20 protein-coding genes and 1 pseudogene are annotated in these 17,606 nt (G+C 66.0%); 10 read left to right on the top strand and 11 right to left on the bottom strand.

Translation table 11 applies throughout. From position 1 onward, the window contains the following. Nucleotide 1: 1 nt before the first annotated feature. Nucleotides 2–1,246 carry a cytochrome P450 gene (locus ACOGXQ_RS01840; RefSeq protein ID WP_419945765.1) on the top strand — a complete coding sequence of 415 codons (1,245 nt, stop codon included), beginning with the start codon at nt 2–4 and terminating at the stop codon, nt 1,244–1,246. Here ACOGXQ_RS01840 and ACOGXQ_RS01835 read toward each other — a convergent pair. Together ACOGXQ_RS01835 and ACOGXQ_RS01830 are read right to left on the bottom strand one after the other, a co-directional pair. After that, complete coding sequence (locus tag ACOGXQ_RS01835; RefSeq protein ID WP_419945764.1) at nt 1,231–2,229, bottom strand: SDR family NAD(P)-dependent oxidoreductase; 999 nt, start codon at nt 2,227–2,229, stop codon at nt 1,231–1,233. The two genes, ACOGXQ_RS01840 and ACOGXQ_RS01835, sit on opposite strands and share 16 nt — an antisense overlap. A gap of 43 nt (nt 2,230–2,272) precedes the next feature. Continuing rightward, nucleotides 2,273–2,413, bottom strand: a complete 141-nt coding sequence (locus ACOGXQ_RS01830; protein WP_419945763.1) for a hypothetical protein — start codon at nt 2,411–2,413, stop codon at nt 2,273–2,275. Nucleotides 2,414–2,607: 194 nt separating this feature from the next. On the opposite strand from ACOGXQ_RS01830, the gene ACOGXQ_RS01825 reads away from it, so the two are divergent. Both ACOGXQ_RS01825 and ACOGXQ_RS01820 read left to right on the top strand, forming a co-directional pair. After that, nucleotides 2,608–2,748 (top strand): hypothetical protein, encoded by a 141-nt coding sequence (locus ACOGXQ_RS01825; RefSeq protein ID WP_419945762.1) that lies wholly within the window; start codon nt 2,608–2,610, stop codon nt 2,746–2,748. 176 nt (nt 2,749–2,924) lie between these two features. Then, nucleotides 2,925–4,148 carry a Fic family protein gene (locus tag ACOGXQ_RS01820; protein WP_419945761.1) on the top strand — a complete coding sequence of 408 codons (1,224 nt, stop codon included), beginning with the start codon at nt 2,925–2,927 and terminating at the stop codon, nt 4,146–4,148. Here the strand turns inward: ACOGXQ_RS01820 and ACOGXQ_RS01815 are convergent. Beyond that, entirely contained in the window at nt 4,142–4,321 is a 180-nt protein-coding gene (locus tag ACOGXQ_RS01815; protein ID WP_419945760.1) for a glutathione S-transferase, read from the bottom strand. The two genes, ACOGXQ_RS01820 and ACOGXQ_RS01815, sit on opposite strands and share 7 nt — an antisense overlap. A gap of 162 nt (nt 4,322–4,483) precedes the next feature. On the opposite strand from ACOGXQ_RS01815, the gene ACOGXQ_RS01810 reads away from it, so the two are divergent. Further along, complete coding sequence (locus ACOGXQ_RS01810) at nt 4,484–5,467, top strand: CobW family GTP-binding protein (protein ID WP_419945759.1); 984 nt, start codon at nt 4,484–4,486, stop codon at nt 5,465–5,467. Continuing rightward, nucleotides 5,464–6,486 carry a WD40 repeat domain-containing protein gene (locus ACOGXQ_RS01805; RefSeq protein WP_419945758.1) on the top strand — a complete coding sequence of 341 codons (1,023 nt, stop codon included), beginning with the start codon at nt 5,464–5,466 and terminating at the stop codon, nt 6,484–6,486. The genes ACOGXQ_RS01810 and ACOGXQ_RS01805 overlap by 4 nt, the downstream gene beginning before the upstream one ends. A gap of 8 nt (nt 6,487–6,494) precedes the next feature. Here the strand turns inward: ACOGXQ_RS01805 and ACOGXQ_RS01800 are convergent, their stop codons facing one another. After that, nucleotides 6,495–7,130: an alpha/beta hydrolase gene (locus ACOGXQ_RS01800; protein WP_419945757.1), complete on the bottom strand. Its 636-nt coding sequence runs from the start codon at nt 7,128–7,130 to the stop codon at nt 6,495–6,497. A 90-nt stretch (nt 7,131–7,220) separates the two neighbouring features. Further along, nucleotides 7,221–8,384, bottom strand: a complete 1,164-nt coding sequence (locus ACOGXQ_RS01795) for an iron-containing alcohol dehydrogenase family protein (protein WP_419945756.1) — start codon at nt 8,382–8,384, stop codon at nt 7,221–7,223. Nucleotides 8,385–8,608: 224 nt separating this feature from the next. On the opposite strand from ACOGXQ_RS01795, the gene ACOGXQ_RS01790 reads away from it, so the two are divergent. Then, a complete protein-coding gene (locus ACOGXQ_RS01790) occupies nt 8,609–9,397 on the top strand; it encodes an alpha/beta hydrolase (RefSeq protein WP_419947320.1) in 789 nt (262 codons plus the stop codon). A 54-nt stretch (nt 9,398–9,451) separates the two neighbouring features. Next, the gene (locus tag ACOGXQ_RS01785) at nt 9,452–9,895 is read left to right on the top strand and encodes a Fur family transcriptional regulator (protein ID WP_419945755.1); all 444 of its coding nucleotides are present in this window, start codon (nt 9,452–9,454) and stop codon (nt 9,893–9,895) included. A gap of 329 nt (nt 9,896–10,224) precedes the next feature. On the opposite strand, the gene ACOGXQ_RS01780 is transcribed toward ACOGXQ_RS01785, so the two are convergent. From ACOGXQ_RS01780 to ACOGXQ_RS01770, 3 genes are read right to left on the bottom strand one after another with little or no spacing between them, the layout of a single operon-like run. Next, entirely contained in the window at nt 10,225–11,004 is a 780-nt protein-coding gene (locus ACOGXQ_RS01780; protein ID WP_419945754.1) for an ABC transporter ATP-binding protein, read from the bottom strand. A gap of 7 nt (nt 11,005–11,011) precedes the next feature. Beyond that, entirely contained in the window at nt 11,012–12,013 is a 1,002-nt protein-coding gene (locus tag ACOGXQ_RS01775; RefSeq protein WP_419945753.1) for an ABC transporter substrate-binding protein, read from the bottom strand. Between the two features lie 31 nt (nt 12,014–12,044). Then, nucleotides 12,045–13,124, bottom strand: a complete 1,080-nt coding sequence (locus ACOGXQ_RS01770) for a FecCD family ABC transporter permease (protein WP_419945752.1) — start codon at nt 13,122–13,124, stop codon at nt 12,045–12,047. A gap of 117 nt (nt 13,125–13,241) precedes the next feature. Here ACOGXQ_RS01770 and mog point away from each other — a divergent pair, with 117 nt between their 5' ends. Further along, nucleotides 13,242–13,826, top strand: a complete 585-nt coding sequence (gene mog / locus ACOGXQ_RS01765) for a molybdopterin adenylyltransferase (protein ID WP_419945751.1) — start codon at nt 13,242–13,244, stop codon at nt 13,824–13,826. Nucleotides 13,827–13,921: 95 nt separating this feature from the next. Next, nucleotides 13,922–14,692 carry a uridine phosphorylase gene (udp, locus tag ACOGXQ_RS01760; protein WP_419945750.1) on the top strand — a complete coding sequence of 257 codons (771 nt, stop codon included), beginning with the start codon at nt 13,922–13,924 and terminating at the stop codon, nt 14,690–14,692. 21 nt (nt 14,693–14,713) lie between these two features. On the opposite strand, the gene ACOGXQ_RS01755 is transcribed toward udp, so the two are convergent. Next, nucleotides 14,714–15,694 (bottom strand): D-2-hydroxyacid dehydrogenase, encoded by a 981-nt coding sequence (locus ACOGXQ_RS01755; RefSeq protein ID WP_419945749.1) that lies wholly within the window; start codon nt 15,692–15,694, stop codon nt 14,714–14,716. Between the two features lie 51 nt (nt 15,695–15,745). Then, entirely contained in the window at nt 15,746–16,048 is a 303-nt protein-coding gene (locus ACOGXQ_RS01750) for a DUF2442 domain-containing protein (protein WP_419945748.1), read from the bottom strand. A gap of 314 nt (nt 16,049–16,362) precedes the next feature. On the opposite strand from ACOGXQ_RS01750, the gene ACOGXQ_RS01745 reads away from it, so the two are divergent. Then, a complete protein-coding gene (locus tag ACOGXQ_RS01745) occupies nt 16,363–16,590 on the top strand; it encodes a helix-turn-helix domain-containing protein (RefSeq protein WP_419945747.1) in 228 nt (75 codons plus the stop codon). 25 nt (nt 16,591–16,615) lie between these two features. Here the strand turns inward: ACOGXQ_RS01745 and ACOGXQ_RS01740 are convergent. Further along, nucleotides 16,616–17,311 (bottom strand): annotated as a pseudogene (locus tag ACOGXQ_RS01740) (ISL3 family transposase); the annotation flags it as partial. Nucleotides 17,312–17,606: the final 295 nt, after the last annotated feature.

Below are 17,606 nucleotides of genomic sequence, written 5' to 3'. Positions count from 1 at the left end.
GGTGAAGAAGAGAGCCGGCCCCCCGGCACCGAACGACATTTTCAGCGACAACCACCGCTGGGGTGATCTCGACGATTGGAACCGGACGGCCCTTGCGCTTCATGCCGAAGGCGGGATTCATCGCATCGAGCGCGAGGGGTTCCGACCGTTCTGGGCGGTGATCGATCACGCTGCAGTCCTGGAGGTGGAGCGCGATCCCGGCCTGTTCACGAATGGCCCTGAGCCTGTGCTGGCGACGAACGCGCAGATCGAGGGCCGGCAGGCGGTGATCAAGTCGCTGATCCACATGGATGCGCCCGACCACGGCAAGTACCGCACGGTGATCGCCGACTGGTTCAAGCCCCGGACGGTGGGCCGGCTCGAGACGCGTCTCGATGAGCTCAGCGCGAAGGCCATCGCCAAGCTCGAGTCCGCAGGAGGGGAGATTGACTTCGCGGTGGAGGTCGCGCTGCCGTACCCGCTCGAGGTCATCCTCGCGATCCTGGGACTGCCCGAATCGGATTACCCGAGGATGCTGATGCTGACGCAACAGCTCTTCGGTCAGGAGGATCCCGACCTCCAGCGCGGCGAGGTCAGTCCCGAGGTGCAGGCACAGGTCATCGGCGACTTCAACGCGTATTTCTCGCAGCTCACTGCGTCCCGGCGGGCTGAGAGCACCGACGATCTGGCAAGCGCCATCGCCAACGGCGAGATCGACGGCCAAACACTTCCCGAACTCGAGACGAACGGCCTGTACATCATTGCAGCGACCGCCGGACACGACACCACCTCCAGCGCCATGGCCGGCGGCATGCAGGCACTGATCGAGCACCCAGACCAACTCGCAAAGCTGCAGTCGGCTCCTGATGAACTGATGGTCAACGCAGTCGAGGAGATGCTCCGCTGGACCGCACCGGTGCGTCACTTCATGCGCACCGCGCAGGCCGACACGGAGATCCTCGGGCAGGAGATCGCCGAGGGGGAGTGGGTGTATCTGTCGTACAAAGCGGCGAACCTCGACCCGAAGGTCTTCGACGATCCTTTGCGCTTCGACATCGAGCGCGACAATGCCGCTCGCCAGATCTCATTCGGTTACGGCGTCCATTTCTGCCTGGGCGCGCAGCTCGCTCGGCTTGAGCTGCGCAACCTGTTCGCCCACGTGATTCCTCGACTCGCCACGGTCGAGCTGGCCGGAGACCCTGCGACGATGAAGACCACCTTCGTCGGCGGTCACAAGAGCCTGCCGATCCGCTACTCGCTGACCTGATCGCCTCTATTGGCCGACGAGGGATTGTCCAGCCCGACGAGGTCGTAACTCAACGCGACGAGCTGCCTCGCCGTGTCCATGTTCTTGGCGTTCGGGTTCGGCGTCTCCATGGGCCAGCCGCCGGCCCGGCACTCCTTGTCGCGGTAGAGAACACTGCTCTGGCTGAAGTAGGCGCCGGAATGCCGGGGCGCATCGTCGGACAACAGACAGTGGAGCGTCGTCTGGGCCGACTCGGTATTGCTGTCGGACACAAGCCGGCTGAGCGGTCGCATGATCGCCATTGCGATACGCATCGGCAGGGGACCGCCCGATCCGAAGTTCGATCGGGCCCATCCGGGGTGGACAGAGAAGGTCGAGACGTCCGTGCTCTCCAGCCGCTGGGCGAGCTCCGCGGCGTAGAGCACCGTCGCCACTTTTGCCTCGCAGTACGCGCGCATGCCGCTGAAGTCGCGCCGCTCGTAGTTGAGGTCGTCGAGTACCAGTTGCGGCCGGTTCTTGGGGCTTCCCGCGTGCACTACCGATGACAGGATCGCCATGCGTGAGGGGGCGGTCGCCTTGAGTGTGTCGAGGAGGAGTTCGGTCAGCAGGAAGTGACCGAAATAGCTCACTGCGATGGTCGACTCGAATCCGTCCGTCGTTCGTTCCAGGTCACGGCGCATGTTCACCATGCCGGCATTGCACACGAACCCGTCAAGTCGATCGTGCTCGGCGGTGAATGCAGCCTCAAACTCGCGAACCGAATGGAGGTCGGCGAGGTCGAGCCGCATGACCTCATGCGTTCCGGCGAGGCCGCTGAAGCTCCGAGACGCCTCCGCGCCGGCCTCGACCCGCCGGCAGGCCATGACCACATGAGCACCCTGGGTCACCAGCTGGCGGGTGGTCTCGAGGCCCACTCCGGAGTTGGCACCGGTGACGATGTACGTCGTGCCGGCGAGGTCCTTCGAGCGGGTCGCTTCGTCGATTGCGAGTCGCTTCCGGGGCATGGCAACCTCCCTGTGGTTGATTGTCCGGTTCCGAACCCGTGAATCATGCGCTCACCTCGGCGGGGCGGGGCGCGAGGACGGAACGGTCGTAGAAGCCGAGGGAGTTCTCGTAGTCCATGTCGAAGCCGAGGCGGCTGCGCATGGCGTCCGGCAGTGCGAGCACGTCGGCGAGGGGGATCGACACGTGCTGGTTCTCTTCCTGGCGAAGCCAGCCGAGGTTGTAGGTGAGGATGATCCCGTAGCGCCAGTCCTCAGGCGTGGCGTTGGCGCCGGCGCCGTGAAGGGTGCCGCCGAGCGGTATATGAGCGCCACCACCCGGCGGGTGAGGCCGGGGTAGAACGAGGTCGGCTTGTCGTCGGCCACCCTGGCGCTGGCCATGTGGTCGACCAGCTCAGCCCGGACGGCGGCTACCTGCTCAGAGCTCGCAACGTCATGGACGACCAGGCAGCCGGCGGCGTCGAGCTTGGCGTACATGGCGTCGGGGTCGTCGTCGGCCGAACACGTCGGGATGCCGAGTGACATGGAGCTGCTCCTTGGGCCTCTAGCTCACCGGAGCTTCGCACACCCGGTCGATGCCGGCCCGAAGCGACCTGGGTTTCCATCGCTTGACGAACCTAAACTCTTGCACTTTAGATTTAGATAATTGGTGTTAACCTCACGTTAACAGCATCGGTCTTGAGGTAAGGAGGCAGCCAGTGTCCCGATGGCCCGCTGCCCAGTTGCACAGCGCAACGGTGGAGAACGAATTGTGGCGGTCGTGGGATGACGAGAGCCCGCGCACCATCACGGTCGCACAGACGGTGCCTCCGCAGATCGTGACGCTCGCGATTCCCGCTCTTCAGCCGGCCACAGGCGAGGCCCTGGCTGAAGCGGCGCGTTCGATCAGCGATCTGCGCGAACGCGCCGCCGAGACAACCGGTGTGCTCGGCCACCTCAGTGCTGTGCTCATCCGGGCCGACGCGGTCGCTTCCTCGCAGATCGAGCACATCACGACCTCCAGCGAAGCGCTGGCGGTCGCGCTCGCCGATCTCGGCGACAACGATCCCGATCGGCGCCGCTACCCGATCGCAACCGAGCTGGTCGCGGCAAACGTCGCCGTTGCGCTGAACACTCAGCGTGGCAGCGAGGATCTGACTGAGGACTGGTTCCACCGTCGCCATCGCAGCTTGCTCGCAGCGGATCCCGAGATGGAACGGCGCCACCTCGGTGCATGGCGGGACTGTGCGGTGTGGATCGGCCAGAACCGCCGGAGCGCCGACTTCGAAGGCCCGCCGTGGGACCAGGTTCCCGAGCTGATGGACGACTTGGTGCGCTTCGCCGCCCGACGCGATGTGCACCCGATCGTGCACGCCGCGATCGCGCACGCACAGTTCGAGACGATCCATCCCTACGTCGATGGCAACGGCCGCATCGGACGGCTGCTGATCCACCGACTGCTCGACTCCGGATCTGCGACGGCGACAACGCCGGTGCCCGTCGCGCACGGACTTCTGCATAACCCGAACGGCTACGTCGGCGGCCTCACCGCATACCGCCGGGGTGACCTCGACGACTGGATCACCGTGTTTGCCTCCGCGGTCAATGACGGTGCACACGCTGCCATCCGCCTCGTAGACCGCATCGCCGGAATCGCCTTTGAGCATCGCCAGCGCGTCCGCACCCGTCAGGGATCCGCTGTCTCGCAGATTCTCGACGGTCTGCTCGGAACGCCTGCCATCACCGCTGGCGAAGTCCAAACTGCCTACAAGCTGACACCGGGCCGCGCCTCACAGATCCTGCACCAGCTCGCGGACGCTGGCATCCTGCGGCTGAGCGAACACCGTGCCGGCCGATCTCGCGTCTGGGTGGCCCACGAGGTCATCGATGCCGTCGACACCATCAACGCCACCATCCCCCGACGCCACATCGAGGGCTACTGAGACGTGAGAAGTTCGTTGAATCTCTCGACTGCGGCGTCGAACTTGTCGCGGCAGCCCGGGTTGCAGAACCCGACAACATGGCCGTTGTAGGTGGTCAGCGAGTCGGCAGCAACCGGATCACCCGGCCAGGGGCACAGCTCGTTGATGCAGTCAGCAATGTCCAATTCCGCCATCAGAACTCCCGTCGTCCGGCCTCGTCGTCGCGGGTCAGTCGAAAGTGTGGCAGCTCCGGCAGCCTGGTACTCGGCAGCCAGCTCGAGTGCGACCAAGGCGACGATGCGGCGCCAGCCGGCGCAACGGTGCACATGGGAATGGGACTCATTACTATTTCCGGCATGGTTGATGAGCGAGTTCCTGTGACGGTGCTGACGGGCTTTCTCGGTGCGGGCAAGACAACGTTGTTGAACCACATCCTCACCGAGCAGCACGGCAAGCGAATTGCGGTGATCGAGAACGAGTTCGGCGAGGTCGGCATCGACGACGCCATCGTCCTCGATGCCGAAGAAGAGATTTTCGAGATGAACAACGGCTGCATCTGCTGCACCGTTCGAGGCGATCTGATCCGCATTCTCGGCAATCTGATGCGGCGCAAGGACCGGTTCGACCAGATCCTCATCGAGACGACAGGGCTGGCTGACCCTGCACCAGTGGCCCAGACGTTCTTCGTCGACGATGAGATGTCAGCTCAGTTGCGGCTCGATGCCATCGTCACGGTGGTCGACGCGAAGCATCTGGTTCCGCATCTGGACGAAGAGAAGCCCGAAGGGGTCGAGAACGAGGCTGTCGAGCAGCTGGCATTCGCCGATCGGGTCGTGCTCAACAAAATCGATCTCGCCGACAACAACGAGTTGGACGATGTGGAAACCCGGATCCGGCAGATCAACCCACTGCCGCCGATTATCCGGACCCAGTACGGAAAGGTCGACCTTGATGCCATCCTCGAGGTCGGCGCGTTCTCGCTTGAGCGCGTGCTGGCCGATGACCCCGAGTTCCTTGACCCTGAAGCCGAGCATCAGCACGACCTCAGCGTGACATCGGTGGGGATCGAAGCCGAAGGCGACCTCGATATCGATCGGCTGAATGAGTGGCTGGGCGAGCTCTTGCGCACCAAGGGCACTGACATCTTCCGCTCGAAGGGGATCCTGTCGATCGCCGGCTGGGATGAGCGGTATGTGTTCCAGGGCGTCCACATGCTGCTCGACGGTCGGGCCCAAGGCACGTGGAGCGACGGCGAGCAACGACGCAACCGTCTCGTGTTCATCGGGCGCAACCTCGACCGGGCGTCACTGGAGGCCAGCTTCAGGTCTTGCCTGGTATGACCGACACGGGCACAACACCCATCGCACAGTGGCGGGTGGATGTCGACGACTACGTGGCGGTGCTCGAGGTCTCGCGGGATTGTGGCCTCGCGGTGGTCGGATCGCTGGGTGGAGAGGCTGCCCTGATCGACACTGACGACGGTTCGGCCACAGCGCTCTGCCGGCATGAGATGGGAGTGCTGAGCGCCGCCTGGTCGGCCGACAGCAGCCGTGTCGCGGTCGGGGGACAAGACGGATGTGTGCGGATCTACGACGCCGCGGGAGCTGCTCAGGGCGTGGTTGCCGCGTCAGCCTGGGTGACAGCACTGGCATGGTCGCCGACCGCACCCGTGTTTGCGATCGGCGCCGGACGGCACCTTGTGATCACCGACCAAGACGGCACGATTCTCCACGACTTCGACGATCAACCCTCGACGGTGACGGCAGTGGCCTGGTCAGCCGACGGCACCCGCGTCGGTGCAACCGCATACGGCGGCATTGGCTGGCACGACGTCATCGGAAAACGGGCGGGCCGCCGACGTCGTTTCGACTGGAAAGGGTCGCTGCTGTCGCTGGCAATGTCTCCCGACGGAGCGTGGGCCTGCGCCGGCGCGCAAGACGCGACCGTGCATCTGTGGAAGCTCTGGAGCGGCAACGACCTCGCGATGTCTGGCTATCCGTCCAAGATCGAGCGACTCGGGTTCCGTCACGACAGCCGGTGGCTCGCGGTCGCGTGCCTCGGCGAGATCACCGTCTGGGACTTCGGCGGAAAAGGACCCGCCGGCACGGTGCCGGCATCTGCTTCCGGTCACGAGAACCACATTGAGGATCTTGCTTGGGATCCATCGGGCAAGTCCGTCGCCACCGGCGGAGGAGAGGGCCGCACCATCGTGTGGGCTGCCCCGACTCGTGCCGGCGAGGACCTGTCGCCGGTGACTGCACTCGAGTCCGGCGCAGCCACCAGCCGACTCCGCTGGGTCAGCGAGGACAGCCTCCTGGTCGGACGGGCCGACGGCGGCCTCGTCAAGCTCGCAGTCTGAACAACGGGTCAGAGGACGCCGGCGAGCCACTCGCGGGCGTCGATCATCATTTCGATGGTCTGGCTGTGGGCCATGTCGTAGGCGTGGTGGCGCAGATTCCACCCGCCGTCGCCAAGGGCCGCGATCACCTCTTTGGGCTGCTCCTGGCCGATGAAGATGTCGCGGGTGCCCCACTGGAACAGTGCAGGCCGGCCGTCACCGCCCGACAAGTCGAGGTCGAGTCCTGGTGCGCTCGGAAGCCCGCAGCAAATGGCCCACACGCCGGCGTAGCGGGGCGCACCAGGCCTCCCAACGAGCGCCAGCGACAGGTAGCCGCCTTGGCTGAATCCGCCCACGATGCACCGCTCGAGTGGAACGCCTGCCTTGTCGGCCTCCTCGGCGATCAATGACTCGATCATCTCCAATGACGGCATGAACTGTGAGAGATCCATTTCGAAGGTCTCAAGGTCGATGGACCACCAGCCCGCGCCGTCGCCGTCGGGCATGTCGATCGGGCCGCGCGGTGCGATCGCTGTGAAGCGCTCGTCTGGGTCCACCAACGGCACATACGACGCGAGGTGGTGCTGCTCGGCGGTATAGCCGTGCATGAGGAAGAGGAGACGGTCGGCGCCTTCGCGATCAATCCGGTACTGGGTCAGTGGCATGGCGCAGCGTGCTCCTGTGGTGCTCGTTCGATGAACCTATGCGGCGAGGTTATCTATGCCCCCAGATTCGGAAGAGCGGTGCCGACTCATCTACAGCGCCAGTTCGTACAGCGCATGGACTTCTTCCCGGCTCGGGTAACGCGGTGTGTTCAAGATGATGAGATCGCGCAACGCATCGGTGGTGAGTGCGTCGATGTCGTTGGATGTGGCGCCGAGGTCGCTCAGGCGACGATCGGTTCCGACGGTTGCCGACAGCGTTTTGACCGCTTCGATGGCGGCCAGCGGGTCGCGAACTGCACCAAGCGCTGCGCCGACCTCGGCGTATCGGTCAGCCACGGCCTCAATGTTGAACTGCATGACGTGCGGGAGCATGGTGGCGAGCGTCTGTCCGTGCGCCGCTCCGAACGTGCCCGAGACGGGGTGACCGGTTGCGTGGACGAGTCCCAGCAGCGGGCCGGACGAGAAAGCACGGCCCGCAAGATGCGAAGCGATCTGCATCGACGCCCGGGCCTCGATGTCGCTGCCGTCGGCGACAGCTTGGGGGAGCCACCTCCCGGTGAGCCGGATGGCGTGCAGCGCGAGACCATCGGCGTACGGGTTTGCGGCGGTAGAGGTGTACGCCTCGATGGCGTGGGTCAGAACATCCATGCCGCACACCGCAGTGGCAGCCGGCGGGAGCCCGACGGTCAGGATCGGATCGAGCACGACAGCGCGTGGTCGAACGTCCGGGTGGCTGAACGTCAGCTTGCGATGGTCCTCGTTTCGGGTGATCAAGCCGCCGCCATTGGTTTCAGATGCCGTGCCAGAGGTGGTGGGCACGGCGATGGTGGGAACGCAGGGTGCGCTGGCCCGCGCCGGGGGCGCCAAGGTGGCGAAGTCGATCCGGTCGGCGTCGTCGAGTTCGGGTGAGAAGGCAAGCGACGAGTCATCGATGCCTGACGGCGCAGCCATGGCGATGTACTTGCCGCAATCCATCACGGACCCACCGCCGACGAGCACCATCACCGTGCCCTCGGCGCCGAACCCTCGCAGTGATTCCACCCCTGCGGCGACATTGATGTCTGTCGGATTCGGGTCGACGTCGTCGAAGGCCGTCCACTCGAGCCCGTCTTTCGTGAGCGCGTCGATGACGGAGTTGAGGACACCTGCGGCGCGAACGCCCGGGTCGCTCACGACGAAAGCACGGCTGCCGTGGGCCCGCACGTGCTGGGCGATCTCGGCGACGCTGCCCTCGCCGACGGTAGTTGTCGGCATCGGTTCAAGCGTGAAGGCGTTCATCTCTTCGGGTTCTCCTCTGTTGCTAGGTCCACGCCGGCTGGTGCCCGTTCGTGGCGGGAGATTCGGCCTCACTTACGCTGACCAGCTCGTGCCGTGCTACGGAGGCCGGTAGGGGACATTAGCCGAAATGAGAACTGTTCCTACGTGACTGACCAAGAGTGGCGCCGCTGCCCGGGAGTGCTAGAACCGCACCCGTGCCGATGTTCGCTGGGTCAGAGGGGTCGATTCATTACGAGCGATGGGCTCCCGACGGCCCGCCTCGCTGTGTCGTGGTCGTCGTGCACGGATACGCCGAGTACGCGGCTCGGTACGGCCACCTCGCCGAGCGGCTGATGGCCGACGGCGCGGTGATCTACGGCCCCGATCACATGGGGCACGGTCACAGCGACGGCGAGCGGGCGCTCATCACCGACTTCGAGCACGTGGTCGACGACCTGCGGACGCTCGTCGACATCGCCCTGGCCGAGCACCCGGGGCTGCCGGTCGTCATGATCGGACACTCGATGGGCGGACTGCTCACGTCACGGTTCGCCCAGGAGAATCCCGGCGACGTGGCTGGCATCGTCCTGCTCGGCGCGGTCATCGGCGACTGGAACTGGGCCCGGGAGGCCTTGGCGCAGCCGGAACTGCCGCCGGCCACGACCGATTTCTCGGGAATGTCCCGCGACGAAGCGACGGTCGAGGCCTATTCCACCGATCCGTTGATTTATCGGGGGCGCTACAAGCGGCCCCTGCTCGAAGCTGAGATGGTGGCGTTGGACCTCTTCAGCGCCAACGTCGATCTGCTCACGATGCCAGTGCTGTTCTGCCACGGCACCGATGATCCCTTCGTCGACTACCGCACATCGCTTGAGGCAGTGCAGTCAATGCCCAGCGACGACAAGACCATCCGCCTCTACGAAGGCGCCCGCCACGAACTGGTGAACGAGACCAATCGAGACGAGATAATCGACGAGATCACGGGATTCGTTACTCGAGTGGCTGCCTAGAGGCGGCTTCGCGCCTTCCATTTTGGGTGCAGGCGTCCTCTGTAGGATGCGCTGATGGGCGAGCGACTCGCCGAGACCCACGAATTGGTGTCGGCCCGCCTGAACGAAGCGGGACAGCTCTACACCAAGGGCCGGCGAGAGCTGGTGGAACTCCTTGTTCGTGCCGCTCGACCAGCGACCATCCCCGAGATGCTCGAGCTCCGACCTCGTCTCACCCAGAGCTCGCTCTACCGCAATATGGCCGACCTCGAGAGCGTGGGCGTCGTTCGGCGGGTTGTCGGCATCGACGACCCAACCCGCTACGAGTTCTCCGAGGACATCATCGGCCATCATCACCACACGATCTGCACCGTGTGCGGCATGGTTGACGACTTCTTCATGCCTGCCGCCGACGAACGCAGCCTCGAGACCTCACTCGACGAGGCGTTGGGCACCAGCGGGTTCCAACCGAGCACCCACCGACTCGACGTGTTCGGCACCTGCCCCAAGTGCCTCTGATCGGCGACTGAAGATCTTCGACTGAAGAACCGGAGGCGCCGGCTGTGGGGCGCCGGCGGCGAGCCACTCGCACAGGACAGTGGTGATCGCAGGGCTGTTGATGCCACCGAGCCACACCGATGTTCCGTGGCCCGAGCGGACGATGACGACGTTGGAGTGAGCGCACTCGTCGACGCAGTCCACGACACGAGTGCGCGCCACAGCCGCAAACTCGACGATCTGCTCGTCGTGGTCGATAGCGGGGTGCTTCCGCTCGGAACCACAGCAGCAGCCGCGACAGACGAGCACCCGCGCGCTGAAGTCCGACGCGAGAGTGCATGACGCCTGGTTCATCGCTTGCTGCCGATCACAGCATGCGGGCCGAACGCGAGGTAGGGGTGCTGTCCGTCGGCAAGTTGTCGCACCTCGATGCCGTAGACGGGTTCGAGCACCTCGCTTCGCAGGACATCCTCGGGACGGCCCTGATGCACGACCCTGCCGTGATCGAGGAGGGCGAGGTGATCGCAGTAGCGGCTGGCGAGGTTGAGGTCGTGGAGCACCACGATGGTGTCGTTCTGGAGCTGCCGTACCAGCGTGAGCACCTCGTGCTGGTAGCGGACATCGAGATGGTTGGTGGGTTCGTCGAGCAGGATCACCGGGCTCTGCTGCGCGATGCACCGGGCGATCATCACCCGCTGGCGCTCCCCGCCGGACAGCTCGTGGAGCTTTCGCTCGGCGAAGCCCGACATGTCCACCAGCTCCAGTCCTTCGAGAGCGATTTTGCGATCGTCGTCGGTGAAGCCCTGATGGTCGCCGCGATGAACGTGGCGGCCGAGCAGCACGAATTCGCCGACCGTGATGTCGACGCCGTCGGCAGCGGCGTCTTGGGTCACCACTGCGATGGCGCGTGCGACTGCGCGTTGCGGCAGCGACTCGATCGCCTTGTCGTCGATGAGAATGGCGCCTCGGTGTGGGCGGAGCATCCCGTACAGGCACCGCAGCAACGATGACTTGCCGCTGCCGTTGGGCCCGATGAGGCCGACCACCTGTCCGGGACGCGTACTGAGCTGCGCCCCGGACAGGACATCGTTCGCGCCGAGACGCAGGTCGATGCCGGTGGCCGCAATCATGGAGTCGTCACTCGGTGATCTGGTCGCTGAGCACTGACAGGCCCTCGACCACGAGCGGCGTCGGGGGTTCGGCCCAGTTGAACAGCAGCGGGTAGACCGCACCGTCCGCCACAGCGGTGATGCTGCTGGCGCCCCGCAGCTCGGTGACGAGCTCGCTGATCTCGTCGGGAGTGAGCCCGAAGTCGTCATAGAGCAGGATCAAGATCTCCGGGTCGCGACCGATGACCTCTTCGATCGAGACCTCGGGCACTCGCTCGCTCAGCTCGGCGAAGACATTGGTCATTCCCAGGGCCTCCATCAGCGGGTGGACCATGCCGAGCGAGGAGTAGGCGTAGATGGCGCTGCCGTCGGAAGTGACATAGAGCGCGGCAGCGGTCTTCCCTTCGGCGACCGGCGCATCTGCCGCCGCGGCCACCGCAGCCTCCAACGCGGCGGCGTTCGCGTCGGCCACCTCGGTCGTGCCGAAGAGCTGCCCGTACAGGCGGACCTCGTCCAGGATGCTTTCGAACGATGGAAGCGGCGGATTGTCACAGAACGGAGGCATCACATAGAGCTGGATGCCGACATCGCCCAGCGTGTCGTGGGTGAGCGTGGCGGTGTCGTAACCGATGACGATGTCGGGGTCGTGAGCAATGATCTCCTCGACCGAAATCTCGACCCCGCCGGTCGAAGTGGCCTCGGCCACCAAGGCTGGGATGGCTTCGAGGATGTTCAGCTCCTCGGCGGTGTAGTACTCCTCGGGGAAGTCCTCGATGCGGGCGATCACTCGGTCCATGGCACCTGCGGCGAACAGCAGCGACGGCGCGGCGGCCTCCATCAACATCACCCGCTCGGGCGCGGCGTCGAGGGTGAACTCCCTGTCGCAGTTGGTGAACGTCAGCGGGAAGCTGTCGCCTTGGGCGGCTGCGGTGGGGGAGTCATCGCCTCCTCCACACGCTGAGGCCACAAGGGCAACGACGAGCACCAATGCGACCGTTCGAAGCCTGAATGCCGACAGGTTCGTGTTCATGAAATTCCCTTTCTGGCGGGCACGGTTGCGCTCAGTTGTTGTGATTGAGCTTGCGGACGAGCGCGACGAGCACCGGCGCGCCGAGCACGCCGGTGACCACGCCGATGGGCAGCTCGCGGGGCTGCAACGCCAGGCGAGCAACAACGTCGGCCCAGACGAGCATGAGGGCACCGAGCGCCGCGGATGCGGGGATCAGGTGGCGGTGGATCGGGCCGATGATCCGCCGCGCGATATGCGGTGCTGCGAGGCCGACGAAGCCGATGCCGCCCGACAGCGACACGGCGAAACCGACGCACAGCGCGACCACGACCACAAGCAGCAGCCGAGTGCGCCCAGGGTCGACCCCGCTCGCCATCGCCGTCTCGTCACCGAGTGCCAGCAGATCGAGTCGCCGGCGCCACCAGAACACCAGGACCGTGCCGGTGCCCATGCCGAGGTAGCCGATGGGCAGCGTCGACCAGTCGGCATTCGCCAGCGACCCGAGCAGCCAGAACATCACTGCCCGAGCACCTTCGGCACTCTCGGCGAAGAGGATCATCAGGCTGGTCATGGCGCTCAGCAGGTAGCTGACGGCGACTCCGGCCACGAGCATCCGTGACGGGGTGATTTGCCCTCTGGAGCGGGCGAGCGCCAAAACGAGCGCAAGTGCGCCGAGAGCGCCGAAGAAAGCCATCAGCGACACCGATTGAGTGCCCAGCCAGGCGCCGACACCGAACAGGATCGCCGCGGCGGCACCAGTGGATGCCCCCGAGCTCACGCCGAGGATGTACGGCTCTGCGAGCGGATTGCGGACCAGGGCCTGGAGCGCCACGCCCACGACCCCGAGCGTCGAACCCACGATCGCGCCGAGCAGCACTCGGGGCAGGCGCACTTCCCAGATGATCGCGTCGTCAGTTCTCGCCCAGCTCTCTGCATCGAGCAGGCCGAGCGTGTGGTGGGCGATGATCCGCAGGACGGTCGTGGGTGCCACACCGACCGGACCGAGCCCGATGGCGATGACCACCGAGACGACCGTTATCAGCGCGAGGCCGATCAGGGTGTGGCGGCGACTCGGGTCCCATGCGGCGCGGGACGGCGCCTGGGTACGTTCGCCGGCTTCCACAAGCAGCACGGCGGCAATATAACAGGAATGAGTCTCATTCCTATCTCATTCTGAAACGGTCTCGCCCTTTGTTCGGCCGACTATTGGGAATAGCACTCATTCCCAATCGAGCGGTACCGTTTCGGCGTGACCAGCACCTCCGATGGAACGCAGAACCTCTCGACGCACGCGCTGATCGGCATCGTGACGGTTTCGGACAGGGCCAGTCGCGGCGACTACGAAGACCGGGGAGGACCGGCGATTCGTGCCTATCTCGAGCGGGTGCTGGCCTCGGAATGGTCTGCGCAGGCTGCGCTCGTTCCCGACGAGCAGGACCAGGTGGCCCAGGCGATCCAGGAGATGGCCGCAGCAGGGTGCTGTCTCATCCTCACCACTGGCGGCACGGGCCCGGCACTACGCGACGTCACCCCCGAGGCCACCGAGGCAGCCTGCTCCAAGATGTTGCACGGCTTCGGGGAAGCGATGCGCACCGCATCGCTGAAGGCAGTGCCGACTGCGATCCTGTCGCGTCAGACTGCCGGCATCTGCGACGGCGCCCTGGTGATCAACCTGCCAGGTCAGTCCAAGGCAATCGCAGAGTGCCTCGACGCGGTGTTCGCCGCAGTCCCGTACTGCATCGACCTCATCGGCGGACCCTACATCTCGACCAATACCGAACATATCGAAGCGTTCCGGCCGGCATCAGCCGTCCGCCCAGTCGCAGTCGACTAACTGCAGAGATCGCCAGCAGCGAGTCGTGTCGGCGTGGATCGGTTGCCGGCACGGCGACGGCGGTGTCGCGTGCGGCCGAGAAATAGGGTCGGGTGATGAGCGATGGGAGCGTGATGCATCTCGGCGTGAGTGCCGCCGATCTGGGCGGGGCCACGCTGGCGATCGTGCCGGGGGATCCGGCCCGGGTGGCGCGGATCGCCGAGACGATGGCCGAGCCGGCCCATCTGGCCTCGAATCGGGAGTTCACGACCTATCGGGCGTCAATCGACGGCACGCCGGTGGTGGTGTGCTCGACCGGCGTCGGGGGGCCGTCGACGTCGGTTGCTGTGGAGGAACTGGCCCAGCTCGGCGTGCGGACGTTCCTGCGGGTTGGCACCACCGGGTCGATCCAGCCGGGTCTGCTGATCGGTCACCTGGTCATCACCCAGGCGGCGGTGCGCCTCGACGGTGCGAGCCGGCATTTCGCCCCGCTGGAATACCCGGCCGCCTCCTCGTTCGACTGCACCCGGGCGCTGGTGGACGCTGCGGTCGCCCTCGCCGCCCCCCATCAAGTCGGCATCACGGCGTCGTGCGACACCTTCTATCCCGGCCAGGAGCGCTACGACACGGTGGCCGGCGACGTCGTGCCGTGGCTGCGGGGCAGCCTGGCCGAGTGGCGCCGCATCGGGGTGCTCAACTACGAAATGGAGTCGGCCACCCTGTTCACCATGTGCGCGGCCAACGGCTGGCGGGCCGGCTGTGTCGCCGGGGTGATCGCTCAGCGCACTGAATCTGAGGCCGTCGTCGACGAGGCCCGCATCGCCGCCACCGAAGAACAGGCGGTCGCCGTGGTCGTTGAAGCCGCCCGTCGACTTCTGCGCTCCTGAAGCGAGCCTCGGCGCTCCGGGTCAGAAGCCGAGGATCTTGTCGGCGACGACGTACTGGAGTGGTTCGCCGGCGAGCAGGCGACGGCAGTTGCCGGCGATGAGTTCGAAGCGTCGCTGGTCGATGTCGGGACCGACCATCGCCACGTGCGGCGTGATGAGCACGTTGGGCAGCGTCCAGACCCGGTGGTCAGGCGGCAGCGGCTCCCGGTCGAAGACGTCGAGACCGGCGCCCGCCAGCTCGCCGGCTTCGAGCGCGTCGACGAGGTCGTTCAGCACGACGGTCATGCCGCGCCCGATGTTGATGAACACTGCCGTGGGCTTCATCAGCGCGAACTGCGCCCGGCCCAGCATTCCCTCGGACTCGGCAGTGTGGGGAACGGTCATCACGACCACGTCGGCCAGCGGCAGCTGAGCCTCGAGCTCGTCCGCACCGAACACGGCATCGATGGCGCCGCCGGCGGTGGTCTCAGGGCGGGCGTCGACGGCCACGACTCTCGGCCCCCACGGCTGCAGGTAGCGAGCGGCCTGGTGGGCGACACCACCGGCGCCGATGAACAGCACGGTCGAATCTGCGAGGTGCAGGACCCGGGCAAGCCCGCCCCGGTACTCCCGGTTGCGCTGGTCGTGTGCGTAGTGCGGCAACCCACGTGTGAAGGCGAGCAGGAACGCCATCACGTGGGTGGCGATGTGGTCGTTGTAGACGCCGCGCATGTTGGTGACGACAACCGCGTGAGCGGCCAGATCGGGCGTGAAGTAGCCGAGCGGGGGATTGGCCATCGGGGCCTGCAGCCAGCGCAGCCTCGGTGCGTGCCAACCCGCCGGCAGCACGCCATACGCCGCGTCGGCGTCACTGAGCTGTTCGAGAATCTCCTCATCGGTCGCGGCGATGACGACCTCGAGTCCCTCGAACTCGGCCCGGAGTTCGGCCGCCCACCGCTCCAGCACCTCGCGGGGCGGGATCGCCGGCGCCCCAGGCTGCGCCATCAACACAAACTTGGCCATCGCACCCATGTCAGGCCGGGTCTATCAGCCTCTGACGGGAATGGATTGATCTCAGTTGGCCAGCGCGGGCCACGGCTTTGGGTGCAGATCTTCGAAGCTCTTGCCCGTGAGGTCCAAGTACATGGCCGTGGAGTCCAGTTCGAGCGCATCGTCCTTGCCCCAGGCAATCGCGCCGTACGGCCGCACATGGGCAGTCTTGAAGAAGGCCAGGTCCGACCAAGCCGTGAAGACCTCTCGGGTTGACCACTGGGCGAGGTCCACGATGCCGCTGACGCCATCATCAAATCTGATCCACAGCTTGAACGGCTGCTGCACTTCAACCTCGACAGCCTGAGGCGGGCGCAACACGTCCATGTCGAGAACTCTAGGTGCGTTCGAGGCCGACATTGAAGGCCAATCTCCCGGTGGCCGTAGGTCGGCTACGTTCCCGACCCGGGAGTAGACGGGGCGGGGCGCACCACGGTGACCCTGGCAGTGGATTCGAGTTCGGCGATGGCGGACAGCGTGGCGTCGTGAAGGGCGTGGGCCTCGCGATCGAAATCAGCGAACTGGATGCCGCTCGCCCGGCCGATCAGGGCATCGTCGCAGCCAGCCTCGACTACCCCCTCCGAGTTGTCACACCGCCCGAGTAGGTTCGGAACCTGTACTGCTTAGGGAGTTACGGGAAGATGCGGGAAGATGCGGAAGTACTGACGGCCGACGAGGCGGCACGCCTGCTTCGCGTCAGCACGAAGACCGTCCTCTCCCTCGCCCGAGAAGGGACCCTCCCTGGTGAAAAGGTGAGCCTTCGTCTTTTGTTGGGATGGGGGCTGCTGGGTTCGGCGGGTTCGGGCTATGAGTGTTCCGCGGGCTTCGAGGTTCGTGTGGTTGGTGAAGCCGTGGGCTTTGCGGCGTAGGACTCGGGTGGGGGTTGTTGGTGCCTTCGATGCGGCTGTTGCTGGGCTGGCCGGTTTGGTGCCAGTCGAGGATCTGGGGATGCCAGGCGAGGAAGGTGTCGACGACGTCGCTGAACTCGGGTATGTCGCCGGTGCGGTAGATGTCGGCGAGCCGGTCGAGCGCTTCGAGGGCGCCTTTGCGGTCCTTGGCGAGATAGAGGCCGTGCAGCTCGCCGAGCGCGTCTCAGGCTGCTTTGAGCCTCGGGTGGGTCTCGAAGAGCGCGTCGAGCCGGGAGCGTTCGTCTGCGCCGAGGGTGTCGGGGCGTTTCATGAGCACGAACCGTGCCCGGAACACCTCGGGGTCGAACGCTGGCTTGGCCCCTTCGGGGCGGCGCTGCGCGTCGCGTGGCACCGCGGTCAGCCCGGCTGCGAACCAGCCGATCACGTGGAACCGGTCCAGCACATGGCGGGCGTGGCCGAGCCGCTTGGCGATCGCCGCCGCATAGGACTTGGACCCGTCCGAGACGACGACCTTGACGCCGCGGCGCCAGCGGTGCCCCTGAGCAGCCAGGAAGCCGCTGAGGGCCGCCTCGCTGCGGTGGGGCACCATCGCGGGCACCTCCCCGGTGTCGCCGTTCACCAGCACCGTCACATACCGGTGCCGCTTGCGGATCGAGGTCCCCTCCACCAGCAGCACCCCCGCAGCGCCGGCGGCGGCGACGCGAGCCGACCAGGCCCGCATAGGCGACCACCAGCGCGTTGACCAGCTCCCAGCTCAGCCCATGACGCTTCGCAGCAGTGTTCACCGTCATCTGGCGGGCGTCTTGGACCAGACGCCGCGCCAGACGAGCCGTGACGCGGCCCTCGAACGCCGGACGGGTCTCAGCAAAGCGCCGCCCGCACGGCCCGCACACCATGCGCCGCCGCTCCCACACCAGCGTCACCGGCCGGCCCGACACCTCCAAGTCCCGCACCTCGTCGCCGCGGCGGTCGTGCACCCGCCCGGAGGTGACGACGCAGCAGACCGGTTTGTCGAT

Origin of the sequence: Candidatus Poriferisodalis sp. (assembly GCF_965208485.1) — a bacterium.
Taxonomy (GTDB): domain Bacteria; phylum Actinomycetota; class Acidimicrobiia; order Acidimicrobiales; family Poriferisodalaceae; genus Poriferisodalis.
The sequence above is the reverse complement of the archived record's forward strand: the minus strand, read 5'-3'. Positions and strand labels throughout refer to the sequence as shown.